Source organism: Pseudomonas retamae (assembly GCF_043496865.1).
GTDB classification, from domain to species: domain Bacteria; phylum Pseudomonadota; class Gammaproteobacteria; order Pseudomonadales; family Pseudomonadaceae; genus Aquipseudomonas; species Aquipseudomonas retamae.
The window spans coordinates 116,686-132,834 of sequence record NZ_JBIEIL010000005.1 but is presented as its reverse complement, the minus strand read 5'-3'; the positions used below and the strand labels follow the sequence as shown (position 1 = coordinate 132,834).

Here is a 16,149-nt window from a genome sequence, read left to right as displayed (position 1 = left end):
GCATTTAAGCAGCGGGCAAATCACGGCCCGCTTGAATTTTCAACGAAGGAGGGCGCGACCATGAGCCGGATGGCCACCCGTTTACGTACCGTCAGTTTCGCAACCCTGCTCGGCTTGTGCGCCAGCAGTGCGTTCGCCCAGTCGCCTGCCGAATTCATCAACGATGCCTCCGCCAAAGGCATGGCCGACATCGAAGCCAGCCGTTTGGCCCACGGCAAGACCGAATCCAAAGAGGTCAAGGATTACACCATCGTCGTCATCAACGACCGCACCACGGCCAATCAGCACCTGGCAAAAATCGCCAAGAAACTCGACCTGCCTGTCGCACCCCGCGAAGAGCTCGCCGATAAGGCGAAAGAGCTGATGCCGGAAGTCAAGGATGGCGCGACCTTCGATCAGGCGTACGCGGCCAGTCAGGTCAAGGCCACCGAAGAAGCCATTACCCAGATCGAGCAACAGGCACAGACCACCGACGTGCCGGAAATCAAAGCGTTTGCCGATGAGACGTTGCCTAAGCTGCAAAGCCATCTGGAGAAGGCCCGCGCGCTGCAGGCCAGTCGTTAAATCTCAAGCTGATCCAGGCATCACCGAAATCTTCGCAGGGCCTGCTTGATGCAGGCACTGTCGAAGGTTTTTTTATGGCTGCGACGCGTCCCCAGTGGGAGCGAGCCTGCTCGCGAATGCGGTGTGTCAGCCAATCATGTATTGCCTGAAACTCCGTCTTCGCGAGCAGGCTCGCTCCCACAGGGGAGGGGTTATATGCAGATTGCTCAGCACTCATTCAAATCCTGCTTTGGCTTGCTCTTGTCACCGAGCCCCTCAAGATCAAATACCTGGTTTTCACCCAGCGAGCGGTAATGCTTGCGCAATTCCTCAAGCTGCTTGAGGTCCAGCGCCTCCAGCCCGAGCATCGCGTTCTGCGCTTCCTTGTTGACCCGCAGCAGCTCATCGAGCTTGAGGTGCAGGATGTCGGTATCACGGTTTTGCGTGTTCTGAATCAGGAACACCATCAGGAACGTGATGATCGTGGTCGAGGTGTTGATGATCAGTTGCCAGGTGTCGTTGTAACCAAAAATCGGTCCGCTCAAACCCCATAACCCAATCAGGATCAACGCGCCCATAAAGGTCTTCGGGCTACCGGCCCACAGGGCCAGTTTTTGGGCGATTTTTGCGAATTTCATGACTGCGTTCCTTTTTTTCAGCGAGCTTGAAATTCAGACAGTCGCTGCGCTTGGAAAATTCTAATTACAATTGAGCTGCGAATACTGGACGTTGGTAGGAAAGGCAGGTGCGCCGGATCGCGGTATGGTGACCGCCGCTAGACTGCCCCGACAGGAGAACGCAATGAGCTGGTCTGCCAAGCAATACGTCACTTTCGAAGATGAACGCACCCGCCCGGCCCGCGATCTGCTGGCGGCGATTCCCACGGCTGATGCGCGTGCCGTGGTCGATATCGGTTGCGGTCCCGGTAACTCCACGGAGTTGCTGGTGCAGCGGTTTCCTGCAGCAAAGGTCCGTGGTCTCGATAGCTCGGCAGACATGATCGATGCAGCACGTCAGCGCTTGCCGCAGGTGCAGTTCGATGTTGCCGAGATTGATAAATGGGCGGATGCAGGTCCGTTCGATGTGATCTTCGCCAACGCCGTGCTGCAGTGGGTGCCGAATCACGCGACGTTGCTGCCAGCACTGGCAAGCAAGCTTTCAGCGGGTGGCAGCCTGGCCATCCAGATGCCCGACAATCTCAACGAACCCTCACACCGATTGATGCGCGAAGTCGCCGCCAGTGGCCCATGGGCGAGCAAACTCGCTGGCGCGGCAGGGCAACGTACCGACATGGCCAGTGCCAGCGAATACTTTTCAATGCTGCGACCGCACTGTGCGCGAGTGGATGTGTGGCGTACGACTTATCACCATCAGTTGTCTGGTGGGGCGGCGGGGGTCGTTGAGTGGTTCAAGGGGAGCGGGTTGATTCCGTTTTTGAGCCCGTTGACCGAAGAGGAACGGGCGCAGTATCTGCAGCACTATCTAGCGGCGGTTGCTGAGGCTTATCCAGCATTGGCCGACGGCTCGGTGCTGTTGCCGTTTCCACGCTTGTTTATTGTTGCAACGCGTTGAACCATTCTTCAGCCGGCTCGCTTTATGTGCCGCGTTCGACGCATTGGTTCAGTTCGTCATGCTGGGGGAACTGGTGGCGTATCAGGGGCAAGGTAACGTTGTGCCGGTGAGTTAGCGGGCGCTGATTTTCTGGTAAAAAAAACCGGTCGTTGCGACCGGTTTTTTGTGCGACACCTTTCAGCTTCAGGCACTCGCGAGCAGGCACTCATAAGGAATGCGTAATCCATCGTGCAGACGCTTGATCATCGCCAGGCTCAGCTTGCGCTTGCGGTTCAACACTTCCGAAACACGGCCGCTAGTACCGATAAAAGGCTCAAGATCTCGCGGCGTCAAACCTTGCTGATCCATGCGAAATTTAATTGCTTCAATGGGATCAGAAGGCGGCATCGGAAATTGCTGCTCCTCATATTTTTCGATCAGCAGCGCGAGAATTTCCAACTCATCACCCTCCGGCGAGTCGATCTCAGCACCCCACAGCTGTTCCATGCGCAGCAACGCTGCGGTCAGGTCTTCCGGGTTACGAATGGGTTTGATGTTCATTAAACGGTCTCCGCATTGATCTGGTCGTATTGAGCGTGTGTCCCAACGAAGCGGATAAACCCCAGCTGCCGCTGGTAGTCGATAGCCAGAATCACTCGATATTTATTTCCGCCGATATTGAATACCACCCTGGCTCCCTTGAGGATACTGGCCGTTCGCAGGTCGGCTTTGACCTGTTGCGGCGTTCGATAAATCGCCTTTTCCATGTGGCGGTACCATTCAACAAGAGGTGTCTGAGCATCAGCATGAGCCGGTTTGCTTTCCCAAAAGTGTCTTAGCGTCGCTCTTGCAATTATCCGCATCCATGCCTCCTCCCAATGAGGGAGATCCTAGTCGCTGCTGAGTAGAGAGGCAATCTTGGATGTGCTTTGAGAGCGGGCCTTCAACATTGAATTGCAAGATATGTACTGGCCCACCAAGCTTATGAAAATTTTTAATGGTTCTTAAAAGACCTTTAAAAGCCAATACAAGCCTACAATGGTCTGGAAAAGACCCATTAGAAGTTGACGGAAGCCGCCATGTCTTTCATGCATCTGCTTCACTCGCCTGCCGAGATCGCTAAAAATGTCGGAGAGAACGCCAGAACCCTGCGCCTCTCCAAAAACCTGTCCCGCAAGACGCTGGCTGTAAAGGCGGGGGTTTCCGAATCCACGATCAAGCGATTCGAAGCGACCGGGCTCGTGACTTTGGAGGCTTTGATCTTGATAGCCACTGCGCTGGATGAACTCTACGCCGTAACCCGACTGTTCAAGCCAGAGCAACCTAACTCGATAGATGAGCTGAAAAATGCCAGGCGCAAGCGGGGGATGCGTTGATGATCAAACCTTTCAAACACACAGAAGCGCTGATTGTTTTGAAAGAGGGAGCCAAAGTTGGCGAGCTGATCAAAGTCGCGGGCCGAGGAATTTACTTCGCTTACGATCAGGGTTGGCTGGCCACGGGCTACAATGTTTCACCGCTGACAATGGCTTGGGACGAGAAGCCACAGCTAGCCAGGAACACCAACCTCTTCGATGGGCTACACGGGCCGTTTGCCGATTCACTGCCTGACGGCTGGGGGATGTTGCTGATGGATCGCTATTTCAACAGCACTTTCGGTGACGGCACCCACCTTACAGTCACAGCGCTTGATCGCCTTGCTTATATGGGGGACCGCAGCATGGGCGCGTTTGAATATCAGCCGAAGGCGGAAAAAACAGAGCTCACGGGCCCTCTGGATATTTGCCAGCTCTACGAAGCTTCCATTGAGGTTCAAAAGGGCGAGACCCCAGCAGTGCTCACCAAGTTACGACTTGCCGGTGGCTCACCGGGTGGCGCACGACCAAAGGCAATTGTGGCACTGTCTGCCGACAAGGCCCATGCAACCTCAGCCTTCGATGCCCTGCCCGAAGGCTATGCACACTGGATCGTCAAGTTCAGGGCATTGTACGAACCGATTGAAACTGGCGGCATCGAACTTGCCTACGCCGAGATGGCTCGCGCCGCCGGAGTGACCATGGCTGAATCGGATCTTATGGATCTGCAGATGCCTGGCGGCGAGGTTGAGCGTTTCTTCGCAACCAAGCGCTTCGACCGCGACGGCGAGCGCAAGATTCACATGGTGACCGTCTCGGCACTCATGTACGCGGACTACCGCGCATTGTCATCCATCGATTATCCGAACCTGCTGAAACTCACGCAGGTGCTGACCAAAAGCTCAGCTGATGTGGAAAAAATGGCCAGGTTGATGATCTTCAATGCGCTGTCACACAACCATGACGACCATGCGAAAAACTTTGCCTTTCTTTGCCACGATTCCCAAAAAAAAGGTGAGAAGGAAACCTGGAGGCTGTCTCCGGCATACGACCTGACATTCGCAAATGCCATGGGCGAGCACACCACTGACTTCGGAGGCCGTACACCTGGGAAACCTACACGCAAGCGAATCATGGAGATTTGCAAGGATTACAAATACCTTAAGGCCGAGGAGTACATCGAGCAGACTCTCGTTGCGCTCGCCGAGTGGGAGAAGGTATTCACTCGATTGAATGTCCCGCACAAAGCAGGGGAGCCGATCTTTAATGTACTGATGAAGCTGCATCAGGATTTCGAGAAGTAACCCGCAGACGTGAGGCAGCATTGAACTCGCAGGTTGTTGGCGGTGAAACTTCAAATCCTACACACAAAAAAACCGGCCCTGTAGGCCGGTTTTTTCGTTCCTGCGTCCCCCGTCAAAAAGCATGACGTGAGACAAGATTCGGTTGGAGCGGGTAGAGGGAATCGAACCCTCATCTAAAGCTTGGGAAGCTTTCGTTCTACCACTAAACTATACCCGCTCAGAGCGGCTGACTTTGTACCAGACTCGGCCACGGATTTGAAGTTTTCTTTTCTTTCCGACGACTTTTTACGCAGAAACCGGTCAGTCGCGGGCAAGGGCTGCAACGGTGCGAAACGAACACCTCAAGCCTGCATCCTTGCCCGCGCTGACGTCCTTTCAAATAGCCAATGCATGTTGGCCCTGCACAAACGAGTAACGCGTTCGATTGGCCTGCTGCGCCGGTTTCAGAAAACCGAGCAAGGCGTTCTGGCTGTCGCGGCACGCGGCTTTGTGTTCCATGTCGAGAAAATGCCCGGTGGCTTGCAGGGTGGTGAACGTGCTCTGCACCACATGGTTGCCGAACAGGCGCGCATCCTCGGCGGCGGTGTATTCGTCCCACTCGCCGTTCAGAAACAGTACCGGTACGTTGATCTTCTTCGCCGCGTTCAAGTAGCACTGGCGGTCGCTGTGCAGTACATCGTTGATGTGGAAGTGCATCTGCCCGTATTCGTGTTCGGCCAGGCTGCTGACGTGGCGGTAGTTGAAGCGCTTGAACAGTGATGGCAGGTGTTTGCCGATGGTGTTGTTGACCAGATGGCCGACGCGGTCGCGGTCCAGATTGCCTAGGTAGTCGACGCCGCGCTCAAGGTAATCGAGCATGTGTGCGTTAATCACCGGCGAGAATGAGCTGATCACGGCTCTTTCGATGCGTCGTGGCTGCTGGGCAAGAGCGACCAAAGTGGCGGCACCTCCCCAGGAAAACGACAGCACGTGTTCGGCGGCGAAGTGGTCGATGAGCTCCAGCAGGATCTGCCCTTCGACTTCCTTGGTCAGATGTTTCTCGTGACGGTTGTGGGCTTTCGAGCGACCGGCGTAGGGCTGGTCGTAGCAGACCACGTTGAATTGCGGGTGCAGGTTTTTCACCGTCTGGGCAAACGACGCAGTCGTGGCCATCGAGCCGTTGACCAGAATAATGGTCTTTTCTGCGGCGTCTGCGCGATAGAACTCCGTGTAAACCCGATACTGACCCTGTATATCCAGCACAGCGATTTCTGGCCTCATGTCGTAAGACTCCTGGCAAGCAAGCGGGTATGCGCGCAACGAAGATTGCACGAGCTTTGTGACAGGTAGGCATACGCCTGGAATGTGTTGGCCCATGTCGATCCGGTAAGGCAGGTCGACGGGTGTTGTTATTGGCGGGCAGTCTGCCGGTTGCAGTGCAGCCCCGAGGGCGTGCGACCGACAAAAAGTTTCTTGGAAGTATGTGGTGACTCATCGGTCACATTTCGGCCGACGACCTGATTCAAGCAGGGGAGTCTGGATCGCGCAAGTGCCGTTGGTAAATTGTTCGACAACTTCGGCTGAGCGGTCGCTGAGTTAAAATAAATGAATCTCTTCGGTGCGCAAAGCGCGGTATTCGCCCGGTTTTAGCGCGCTATCGAGGACCAGTTCGCCCATCGATTCGCGGTGCAGACGCAGCACCTTGTTGTCAAAAAAACCAAACATGCGCTTCACCTGATGATAGCGTCCCTCGACGATGCTCAGCCGCGCCGAACGCGGGCCGAGCAACTGCAGGTGCGCCGGTTGCGTAGTCAGATTTTCAAAGGCGAAATAGATCCCCTCGGCAAAGGTCAGCGCGTAGCGCGCATCAATCTCTTGCTCGGTTTCGACGTAATAGACTTTTGGCAGCTTGGTCTGCGGTTGAGTCAGGCGCCGCGACCAGGCGCCGTCGTTGGTGATCAGCATCAGCCCGGTGGTGTTGAAGTCCAGGCGCCCGGCGATGTGCAGGTCGGCCTTGTCCGGTTCATCGAGCAGGTCGAGCACGGTCGAGTGTTGCGGATCGCGGGTGGCGCTGACGCAGCCCGGTGGCTTGTGCAGCATGAAGTAGCGCGCCGGTTTACCGCTTTGCAGGACTTCGTCGTCGACTTCGACGCGGCTGAATTCCAGCACCTCGCTGTGCGGGTCGTTGACGACTTTTCCGTCAACGCGCACGCGCTTTTCCACCAGCAGTAGGCGAACCTGCTGACGGTTATAGCGGGGCAGGTTACTGAGGAAGCGATCGACGCGCATGGTCAGCATTCAACGGCTAAACGGCCGCGCATCTTACGGGATCGGGCGCCGGCCTGCTTGCAGTTGCGCCTCGACCTGCGCGCAACGTGGACACAGGCAGGACTGGTTGCGCAGCGCTGGCGGCAGTGCCTCGAGCACCGCCGGGTCGATCGTCACGCCGTAGCACCAGCATGCGCGGTCGGCCGTGCGCGGGTCGGCCAGGCTGCAGTCGTTGCGAGCGCCGCAGGCCGGGCAAAGGTCGGGTTTTGCAATGTCATCAGGCATAAGTCGAGTGAGGCATTTCCACGCAGGTGCGGTTGCGGCCGGTGTGCTTGGCCCGGTACATCGCATGATCGGCCCGCGACAGCAGACTATGCAAGGTGTCATCGCGTTGCACGGTGGTGGCGCCGATGCTGACGGTCAGATTCAGGCTGTGGCCGTTGTAGGCATATTCGTGTTGCTCGACGTGCTGGCGGATCTTCTCGGCAATTTTCTGACCGGTGTCGCCGTCGGTGTCCTTCAACAACACGATAAATTCCTCGCCGCCCCAGCGGCAGACAATGTCGGCATGGCGCAGACAGCTTTGCAGATCACGGGCGAAGCCGAGCAACACCTGATCGCCAGCCATATGACCATGGGTGTCGTTCAATGCCTTGAAGTGATCGAGGTCGAGCAGCAGCGCAGTCAGCGGTTTCGTCTCGCGCTGGGCTTCGTGCAAAGCCTGCGCGGCAAGAATATCGAAGCCGCGGCGGTTGGGCAGGCCGGTGAGGCTGTCGAGGGTAGCCAATGCCTGGATTTTGTTCTGGTAGCGTTTGATCACGCGGTTGAGCAGCACCAGCACGATCAACGTCACCAGCAGGCAGATCAACAGATTGAGGTACAGCGACTGACGGATTTCACTCAACGCGCCGTCTTCACGTTTATCAACGAACAGGTACCAGTTCAGCTCCGGAATAAACCGCACGTTGAGGAAATGCCCCTGGCCGTGGGTGGAATATTCATAACTGCCGCTGTGCGGTTTCGGCAACTGGCTGATCAGGCTCTTCATGCTGTCCAGTTCGCCGAGGCTCTGGCCGATGTGCGCACCTTGCGGCCCGCCCTCGGCGCCGGTCAGGACCAGGCGCCCAAAGGTGTCAACGAAGTACACGCTGCGTTGATAGCGCTGTTGATATTTGTCGATCAGCTTGATCACCGCGTCGACGGTCAGCCCGACACCCGCCGCGCCGATGAAGCGATCGTGGTAGTCGTAAACCTTGTAGTTGATGAAAAACGTCAGGTTGTCCTTGTTGGCCAGATCCGGGTCGACGTTGATCTCGTACGGGTCTTTCATGTCGCGCACGCGGAAGTACCAGGCGTCGCGCGGCTCGTCGACCTTGACCTGCTTGAGCACGCCCTTGGCGTGGTAGTAAGTGTGCGTGCTGTCGGAGACGAAAAACGCTGTGTAGGCGCCGTAATGGGTCATGACCTCGTCGAGGTAGCGGGTCATCTGTTCCCGGTTCTGCTCACCGTTAACCACCCAGTCGCGCATGAACGTGTCGCGGGACATCATCGAAGAAATCAGGATCGGCCGGACCAGATCCTTCTGGATTTCCGAATAGACCGTGTCGGAGGTCAGCGGCAGTTCGGTGTTGACGATGTTGTCGCGGATCGACGCCCGCGAGGCGTAGTAGCTCAGCAGCGAGGTGGCGAGGAAGCCGGCGCCGAGCAGCGCGACCAGGGTCAGCACCAGTGAGCGTTGCGAGTACAGCGGTGAACGAAGCGGCATGGCAGATCCGTTGGCAGTGGCCCGATGGCAAGCATTTTAGTGGCATGGCCAGGAAAAGACTGCGGGATTTGTGCCGGAAATGGCGCGGGATCTGACTCTGCGGTGTGTCAGTTAGATCGCAGGCCCTTACCCCAGCCCTCTCCCGGAGGGAGAGGGGGCTTGATTGTGGCGACTACCAGATCTGAACTCGGCTCGGTATCAGCGAATGGCGACGAATTGAAAAGCACTGCAGTCAGTTCCCTCTCCTTGGGGGAGAGGGCCAGGGTGAGGGCGACCTTCGGATCAGCCCCGAGAAGCCAGATACGCCCGCCATCCCCCCAAATGGCTGATATCCAGCGCACCCTCCAACCCATACGCCTCACAGATGAAACCGCTCTCCCAGCGCCCATCCGCCAGTTGCACCTTGCCCAACCCGAGCGGCGCCGGTATGCCGGTGAGAAACGAACCCAACTCGCTACTCGGCAACTCCCACACCTCGACGGCAATCGCCACACCGCCGTCCTTGACGCGCACCATGCCCGGGCGCAATGGCGGGCCGCCAGCCAGCGCGAACAGTTGATAGTCCGGTGAGCTGAACGTGGACTCCAGCAAGCGCCCGCCACGCTGGGTCAATTGCCAGTTCAATGCCAGCCCTTGCAGGTGCGCGCCGCACACCACGATGCGCGCTTGATCGTTGCGCGCCACGGTGGCCGGTACCGGCAAGTCTGCATCCTGCTGACGCTGCAACGCATCCGCCACGCTCAACAGGTACTGGTCGGTAAACGCCCGGCCAAACAGCGTCACGCCCCACGGCAATCCATTGGCCATGAACCCGCTCGGTACGGCGACGGCGGCATAATCAAGCAGGTTCATGAAGTTGGTGTAGTAACCCAGTTCGGAGTTGCGCAGCACCGGTTCGGCGTCGAGTTCAGCCAGTGTCACCGGGCGCCCGATCGTCGGAGTCAGCACGCAGTCGAGGTTCTCCAGCGCTTGATCGCAGATCGCTTTCAGCGCCTGCAGCCGATACTGCGCGCGGAACGTCTGCACGCCGGTCACCGCCGGCGCCTTGGCCAGAACGGCGCGGATCACCGGCAAGACTGCTTGCGGATTCTGCTCCATGAGTTCACCGGCAACGCTGTAACGCTCGGCAACCCACGGCCCGTCATACAGCAAACGCGCCGCTTCGAGGAAAGGTGACAGGTCGAGTTCCACCGCTTCGCCACCCAGCGCCTTGAGCCGCTCGACGGCGTTCTCGAACAACCGCGGACCTTCGGTGCAACCGAAGAACTCGAGGTCCTGCGCGCGCGGCACGCCAAAGCGAAACGGCCGTGGCGCGCCGAACGCCGAGCCGTCGTTCCACGTCGGGTTGCGGCGGCTGTACTCGTCACGCGGATCGAGTTTTGCGCTCAATGCCAGCAACTGACTGGCCTCACGTGCCGTCGCGGTAAACGTGGTGACGCAGTCCAGCGTGCGGCACGCCGGCAGCACGCCGGCCGTCGAGATCAGGCCTTTGCTCGCCTTCAGTCCAACCAGATTGTTCAGCGCCGCCGGCACTCGCCCGGAGCCGGCGGTGTCGGTGCCCAAGGCAAAACTCGCCACGCCCAATGCCACCGCCAGCGAAGAACCGGCGCTGGAACCGCCGGAGGGGAATTCAGGCAAAACACTGTTCGGGCAGGCGCCATAGGGCGAGCGACTGCCATTGAGGCCGGTGGCGAATTGGTCGAGATTGGTCTTGCCCAGTGGAATCGCGCCCAGCGCCAGCAATTGTTCGACGATGGTCGCCGAGCGCTGCGGTACGTAGGCAAACTCCGGACACGCGGCGGTGGTCGGGATGCCGGCCAGATCGATGTTGTCCTTGATCGCGAACGGCACGCCGTACAGCGGCAGACTGTCGAGGTCGCGGCCGTCGAGGGCGGCAAGATACGGTTCCAGTTCTGCGGCGCTGAGCAGGTGGATGAACAGGTGATAATCGGGGTTCAGCGCGGCGGCTTTTTCGCGCAGCTGCAGGAGCAGTTGCCGCGGTGTGGTGTCGCCATTGCGGTAGGCCTGGCGCAGGGCATCGAGTTGCAGATTCATCAGTTATTCCTTGTTCAGAATGGGCTTCAGTCGAGTTCCAGCACCACGACCCGTTGGCCGGCGCGCACCGCCGAACCGGGTTGCACGCGTATCTCGCGGACCACCCCGGACAGCGGTGCGAGCACCGGGATTTCCATCTTCATCGACTCGAGAATCACCAGCACATCGCCTGCGGCAACCCGGTGGCCGGCCTCGACCTGCACCTGCCAGAGATTGCCGGCGATGTGGCTGTCGACGCTGTGTTCGCCGGCCGCCAGCGGCGCATCTTCAATGGTTTCGGCATGTACTTCTTCGCTGTCGAAATGCGCCTGGCCGCTGGCGATCCAGCGCTCACGCTCGGCGTTGAAGGCGCTTTGTTGCTGAGCACGAAAGGCGTCGATGCTCGGCGTTTCACGACTCAGGAACGCCTGATAATCGGCAAGGTTGAGCTGACTGTGTTCGATGTTCAGTTCGAAGCGCCCAAGCGGGAAATCGCGACGAATGCGCAGCAGTTCCTCGGCGCTGACCGGGTAGAAACGAATCTGGTCGAAGAAGCGCAGCAGCCACGGTTTGCCGTCGAAGGCGACGACGTCGCGGTAGCGATTCCACATCTGCAATGTGCGCCCGACAAACTGATAACCGCCGGGGCCTTCCATGCCGTACACGCACATATAGGCACCACCGATGCCCACCGAGTTTTCTGCCGTCCAGGTGCGCGCCGGGTTGTATTTGGTGGTGACCAGACGATGGCGCGGATCAAGCGGCGTCGCCACCGGCGCACCGAGGTAGACGTCGCCCAGGCCCATCACCAGATAGCTTGCATCGAACACTGTGCGCTGCACTTCGTCGAGGTTCGGCAGGTCGTTGATGCGCCGGATGAACTCCAGATTGCTCGGGCACCACGGCGCGTCCTTGCGCACGGTGGTCATGTATTTTTCGATCGCCAACTGGCACGCCGGGTCATCCCACGACAGCGGCAGGTGGACGATGCGCGACGGCACTTGCAGGTCCTTGGCGGCGCACACCGCGTCCCACTCGCCGGCGATGATTCCAAGCAGATCGGCCAGTGGCAGTTGCTCAGGCTGATAGTGCACCTGCAGCGAGCGGATGCCGGGGGTGAGGTCGATTACGCCGTGCAGGTTTTTGCCCTCCACCGCCTGCATCAGGGCGTGGGCGCGGAAGCGCAGGACCAGGTCGAGCTCAGGTTCGCCGATTTCCAGCAGTAGATGAGTGTCGCCAGAAACTCGCGCAACCAGTCGCTGATCGCCACGGCTCAGGTCAAGAACCACAGGCGATATCAGACTCTGTGGGAGCGAGCCTGCTCGCGAAAGCGGTGTAGCAGACAAATCGATGTTGACCGGCATGGCCTCTTCGCGAGCAGGCTCACTCCTACATTGATCCCATTTCAGGGCGAGATCGCGTGCGGTCTTGAGATCGACCGGAATGAACTGGATTTTATCGCCCGCCTTGAGCTGCCCCAACTGCCACAAATCCGCTTCGATCACCGTCACCGGGCACACGAACCCGCCCAGGCTCGGACCATCCGGGCCAAGGATCACCGGCATGTCGCCAGTGAAATCCACCGCGCCAATCGCATACGGGTTGTCATGAATGTTCGACGGATGCAGACCCGCCTCACCGCCGTCCGCGCGCACCCATTCCGGCTTCGGCCCGATCAGGCGTACACCGGTGCGGCTGGAGTTGAAATGCACTTCCCACTCGGTGGCGAAAAACGTGTCGATGTAGTTTTCCGTGAAGTATTCCGGGGCGCCGTGCGGGCCGTAGATCACCCGGATCTGACGCACGTCCGGCAACACGGTGACGTGCTGTTCGGCCAGTTGCTGACCGCTGCTACGATCGCTGAGTGCTGGAACATGCAACACGTCGCCGGCACGCAACGCACGACCGCCATGCCCGCCGAACTGGCCGAGCGTGAAGGTGCTTTTGCTGCCCAGATAATCCGGCACCTGCAAGCCGCCGCGCAGACACAGATAACTACGTGCGCCGGCGGCGCTGATGCTGCCCAGATGCAAGGTCGCGCCGGCCGGGATCAACAGCGCGGTGTTCATCGGCACGTCTGCGCCATCGAGGGTCAGCGTCAGTGCTGCGCCGGTCACCGCCACCACCGCCTCGCAATTGAAACGCAGCAACGGCCCGCTCATGGTGATTTCCAGCGCCGCCGCGCCGTCGGGGTTGCCGAGCAGGCGATTGCCCAGGCGCAGCGCGCGACTGTCCATCGGCCCCGAGGGCGGCACGCCGACGGCCCAGTAACCGAGGCGACCGGGATAGTCCTGCACGCTGGTTTGCGTGCCTGCGCTAAGCACTTCGAAGGTGTTTGCGCGATAGACCAGATGCTCGAGACAACGGGTCCACGGCTCACCGCTGGCAAAGGGCGTGTCGAGGAGAATCTGCCGCAGGTAGTCGCGATTGGTTTCAACGCCGTACAGCACGCTGTCACCCAGCGCCTGATGCAACTCGGCGCGCGCCTGTTCGCGGGTCGGCGCCCAGCTGATGACCTTGGCGATCATCGGATCGAAATACGGTGGGATCTCGCAACCGGCCTCGACCCACGTGTCGATGCGCAACTGCACACCGTTGGCCGGTGGGAATTGCACCGCCGTCAGCAAGCCCGGGCTCGGCTGAAAATCGCGCCCCGGATCTTCCGCGTACAGCCGCGCCTGAATCGCATGGCCTTCGGGTTGCAGTTCACGATACAGCTCGCTCAACGGTGGCAGATCACCGGCCGCCAACTCGACCATCCAGCGCACCAGATCGACGCCCCAGACCTGTTCGGTGACGCCGTGCTCAACCTGCAAACGCGTGTTCACTTCGAGGAAATAAAAGCGCTGCGCCTCGCTGTCGAAGACGAATTCGACGGTGCCGGCGCTGCGGTAATTCACCGCTTTCGCCAGTTTGATCGCCGCCGCGCAAAGTGCTTCAGCCATGCCGTGCGGCAGGTTCGGCGCCGGGGTTTCTTCGAGGACTTTCTGGTTGCGCCGCTGCACCGAGCAGTCGCGCACGCCGAGGGCGATCACTTCGCCGCGACCGTCGCCAAACACCTGCACTTCCAGGTGCCGGGCGCGCTGGATGTACTTTTCGATGAACACTCCGGCGTCGCTGAAATTGTTCTGGCCCAGACGTTTCACCGCGTCGAAGGATTCGCGCAATTCGCTGGCGCTGCGGCATACGCGCATGCCGATGCCGCCACCGCCGGCGGTGCTTTTCAGCATCACCGGGTAGCCGACCTGTTCGCCAGCGATCAGCGCGGCGTCGAGGCTGTCGAGCAGCTCGGTGCCTTCGAGCATCGGCACTCCGTGCTGTTTGGCCAGGGCGCGGGCGGTGTGCTTGAGGCCGAACACGCGTAACTGCTCAGGCGTCGGGCCGATGAAGGCGATGCCTTGCGCTTCACAGGCTTCGGCGAACGCGGCGTTTTCCGAGAGAAATCCGTAACCGGGATGAATCGCTGTGGCGCCGCTTTGCCGGGCGACCGCGAGGATCTTCTCGACCGCCAGATAGGTATTGGCCGCCGCGCCCTCGCCGAGGCTGTGGGCTTGATCGGCCTGCAGGATGTGCAGGCTGGCGGCATCGGCTTCGGAGTACACCGCCACGCCTTGCACTTGCAGCTGCGCGAGGGTGCGCAGAATGCGGCAGGCAATGGCGCCACGGTTGGCAATCAGGACTTTTTCGAACATGGCATAACCCCTGAAGGGGAAGCGGGCCGTCCCGCTGTTTTTTGACAGACATCCGGGCCGTCCCGGATGGAAAGCGTTCTCCAAACCACCACAACACCCTTGTGGGAGCGAGCCTGCTCGCGAACGCGTCAAATCAATCAATATTGATGGGTCTGACACACCGCCTTCGCGAGCAGGCTCGCTCCCACAGGTTCAGTGGTGTTTGGTAGATTTCACACACTGCCCGGACCGGGCCTGGCACAGGGCAAACAGCCAACGCCGCAACCGGCTGATTTTCAGTTCCATACCAGCAACTCCGCAGGTGTCGGGTTGTAGGCGTTGCATGGGTTGTTCAACTGCGGGCAGTTGGAAATCAGCACGATCACGTCCATCTCCGCGCGCAAATCGACGTACTTGCCCGGCGCGGAAATACCATCCTCGAAGGTCAGCCCGCCATCCGCGGTGACGGGCACGTTCATGAAGAAATTGATGTTCGGGCCGATGTCGCTTTTGCTCAGTCGGCCGTCGTGCGCACAGGCGCGCAGGTAGTTGTCGCGGCAGCTGTGCATGTAGCGTTTTTCCAGGGCGTAGCGCACGGTGTTGCTCTCTTGCGCGCAGGCGCCGCCGAGGGTGTCGTGGCGCCCGCAGGTGTCGGCGACGATGGTCAGCATCGGCTGGCCGAGGTTGGAATACAGCACGCTGCCGGTGCTCAGATACACGCTGTTCTGCCGACGCAGGGTGCGCTGCACGTCGTAGCGTTCCTTGGGGTTGGCGAGGCTGTAGAACAAGGTGTCGATGGCCTGATTGCCTTCCAGATCGAGGATGCGCAGGGTCTGGCCGGCCTTGACCTCCAGCAGCCACGGCTCGCCCGCCGGGATGGTGGCGCGGTACACCGCAGCGTCGGGTTGTTTTTGCGAAGTGGCGATTGCAACGGACATGGCAGCGATCCTCAGGCGAACAAACGGTCGGTGTTGATGAAGCCGCGCTGGTTTTCCGGACGCGAGGTGCGGCAGTGCTCGGCGACGCTGGCGTCAGCGTTCATCCAGCTGAGCTTCAGCGGTTTTGGCGCGTAGTCTGGCGCCGGGTCCATCGGGTGTTGCAGGGCGGTGAGTACCATCAGGGTGTCCATCGGCGCGTACAACTCGATGTAGTCGCCAGCCTTGGAGTTGCCTTCGACGAAGTGGAATCGTCCGGCCTCATCGACGTTCACCCGGCTGAACAGATTGAGGGTCATCAGCAGATCGGACAGGCCCAGACCCCACTTGCCCAGTTCCACCAGCAGATTGTCGGTGCCGTTGCGGAAGAAGCCGTTGCGCAGTTCCTGATAGCGGCCCTGCCCGTATTTTTCTGCGACTTCCTGCGCGCAGAGCACGCCGCCGAGGCTGTCGCTCCAGCCGCAGGTGTCAGCGGTGATCGCGGCCAGTACACGGCCCATGTCCGAGTACAGGCAATGGCCGCTGGTGAGCTTGGCGGTGTGTTGGCATTTGAGGCTGTCGGGGAGGTTCAGCCGTTCGGTTTTTTCGTTGGCATTGAGCAGGGTCAGGCTGACGTTGGCGCCGCCGCGCAGGTCGGTCAGGCGCAGCAGTTGGCCGCGCTTGAGCACGAACGAGCGGTGGCCGCCACCGGGCAGCACTTCTTCAGCAAAGGGCGGGAACAATTGGGTCGAATCAGTCATTGGC

At 59.7% G+C, this 16,149-nt stretch carries 15 protein-coding genes and 1 tRNA gene; 4 read left to right on the top strand and 12 right to left on the bottom strand.

Annotated features, from left to right (window positions below; genetic code table 11):
• The first annotated feature begins 60 nt into the window (after window positions 1–60).
• Window positions 61–564 carry a DUF4142 domain-containing protein gene (locus ACGSLL_RS12315; RefSeq protein WP_394506145.1) on the top strand — a complete coding sequence of 168 codons (504 nt, stop codon included), beginning with the start codon at window positions 61–63 and terminating at the stop codon, window positions 562–564.
• Between the two features lie 206 nt (window positions 565–770).
• Here the strand turns inward: ACGSLL_RS12315 and ACGSLL_RS12310 are convergent, their stop codons facing one another.
• A complete protein-coding gene (locus ACGSLL_RS12310; RefSeq protein ID WP_208938389.1) occupies window positions 771–1,181 on the bottom strand; it encodes a low affinity iron permease family protein in 411 nt (136 codons plus the stop codon).
• A gap of 163 nt (window positions 1,182–1,344) precedes the next feature.
• Between ACGSLL_RS12310 and tam the strand changes: the two genes are divergently transcribed.
• The gene (tam, locus tag ACGSLL_RS12305) at window positions 1,345–2,115 is read left to right on the top strand and encodes a trans-aconitate 2-methyltransferase (RefSeq protein ID WP_394506142.1); all 771 of its coding nucleotides are present in this window, start codon (window positions 1,345–1,347) and stop codon (window positions 2,113–2,115) included.
• A 183-nt stretch (window positions 2,116–2,298) separates the two neighbouring features.
• On the opposite strand, the gene ACGSLL_RS12300 is transcribed toward tam, so the two are convergent.
• On the bottom strand, window positions 2,299–2,655 hold the full coding sequence (locus ACGSLL_RS12300) for a helix-turn-helix domain-containing protein (RefSeq protein ID WP_394506140.1): 357 nt from the start codon (window positions 2,653–2,655) through the stop codon (window positions 2,299–2,301).
• Window positions 2,655–2,957, bottom strand: a complete 303-nt coding sequence (locus ACGSLL_RS12295) for a type II toxin-antitoxin system HigB family toxin (protein WP_394506138.1) — start codon at window positions 2,955–2,957, stop codon at window positions 2,655–2,657. Before ACGSLL_RS12295 ends, ACGSLL_RS12300 begins: the two co-directional genes overlap by 1 nt.
• 216 nt (window positions 2,958–3,173) lie before the next feature.
• On the opposite strand from ACGSLL_RS12295, the gene ACGSLL_RS12290 reads away from it, so the two are divergent.
• Both ACGSLL_RS12290 and ACGSLL_RS12285 read left to right on the top strand, forming a co-directional pair.
• Entirely contained in the window at window positions 3,174–3,470 is a 297-nt protein-coding gene (locus ACGSLL_RS12290) for a helix-turn-helix domain-containing protein (protein WP_394506136.1), read from the top strand.
• On the top strand, window positions 3,470–4,753 hold the full coding sequence (locus ACGSLL_RS12285) for a type II toxin-antitoxin system HipA family toxin (RefSeq protein ID WP_394506134.1): 1,284 nt from the start codon (window positions 3,470–3,472) through the stop codon (window positions 4,751–4,753). Before ACGSLL_RS12290 ends, ACGSLL_RS12285 begins: the two co-directional genes overlap by 1 nt.
• A 143-nt stretch (window positions 4,754–4,896) precedes the next feature.
• On the opposite strand, the gene ACGSLL_RS12280 is transcribed toward ACGSLL_RS12285, so the two are convergent.
• The 9 genes from ACGSLL_RS12280 to ACGSLL_RS12240 all read right to left on the bottom strand — a co-directional run bounded on the left by ACGSLL_RS12280 (window position 4,897) and on the right by ACGSLL_RS12240 (window position 16,145).
• Window positions 4,897–4,970: transfer RNA gene (locus ACGSLL_RS12280), tRNA-Gly, on the bottom strand.
• Window positions 4,971–5,128: 158 nt separating this feature from the next.
• On the bottom strand, window positions 5,129–6,013 hold the full coding sequence (locus tag ACGSLL_RS12275; RefSeq protein WP_394506132.1) for an alpha/beta fold hydrolase: 885 nt from the start codon (window positions 6,011–6,013) through the stop codon (window positions 5,129–5,131).
• A gap of 315 nt (window positions 6,014–6,328) precedes the next feature.
• Complete coding sequence (locus ACGSLL_RS12270) at window positions 6,329–7,021, bottom strand: pseudouridine synthase (protein WP_394506130.1); 693 nt, start codon at window positions 7,019–7,021, stop codon at window positions 6,329–6,331.
• Window positions 7,022–7,054: 33 nt separating this feature from the next.
• Window positions 7,055–7,273: a cysteine-rich CWC family protein gene (locus ACGSLL_RS12265; protein WP_394506490.1), complete on the bottom strand. Its 219-nt coding sequence runs from the start codon at window positions 7,271–7,273 to the stop codon at window positions 7,055–7,057.
• 4 nt (window positions 7,274–7,277) lie between these two features.
• Complete coding sequence (locus tag ACGSLL_RS12260; protein ID WP_394506128.1) at window positions 7,278–8,765, bottom strand: sensor domain-containing diguanylate cyclase; 1,488 nt, start codon at window positions 8,763–8,765, stop codon at window positions 7,278–7,280.
• A gap of 282 nt (window positions 8,766–9,047) precedes the next feature.
• Window positions 9,048–10,820 carry an allophanate hydrolase gene (gene atzF, locus ACGSLL_RS12255; protein ID WP_394506126.1) on the bottom strand — a complete coding sequence of 591 codons (1,773 nt, stop codon included), beginning with the start codon at window positions 10,818–10,820 and terminating at the stop codon, window positions 9,048–9,050.
• Window positions 10,821–10,846: 26 nt separating this feature from the next.
• Complete coding sequence (gene uca / locus ACGSLL_RS12250; protein WP_394506124.1) at window positions 10,847–14,491, bottom strand: urea carboxylase; 3,645 nt, start codon at window positions 14,489–14,491, stop codon at window positions 10,847–10,849.
• A gap of 275 nt (window positions 14,492–14,766) precedes the next feature.
• Window positions 14,767–15,408, bottom strand: a complete 642-nt coding sequence (locus tag ACGSLL_RS12245; protein WP_394506122.1) for an urea amidolyase associated protein UAAP2 — start codon at window positions 15,406–15,408, stop codon at window positions 14,767–14,769.
• 11 nt (window positions 15,409–15,419) lie between these two features.
• Window positions 15,420–16,145 (bottom strand): urea amidolyase associated protein UAAP1, encoded by a 726-nt coding sequence (locus tag ACGSLL_RS12240; RefSeq protein ID WP_394506120.1) that lies wholly within the window; start codon window positions 16,143–16,145, stop codon window positions 15,420–15,422.
• Between the last annotated feature and the right edge of the window lie 4 nt (window positions 16,146–16,149).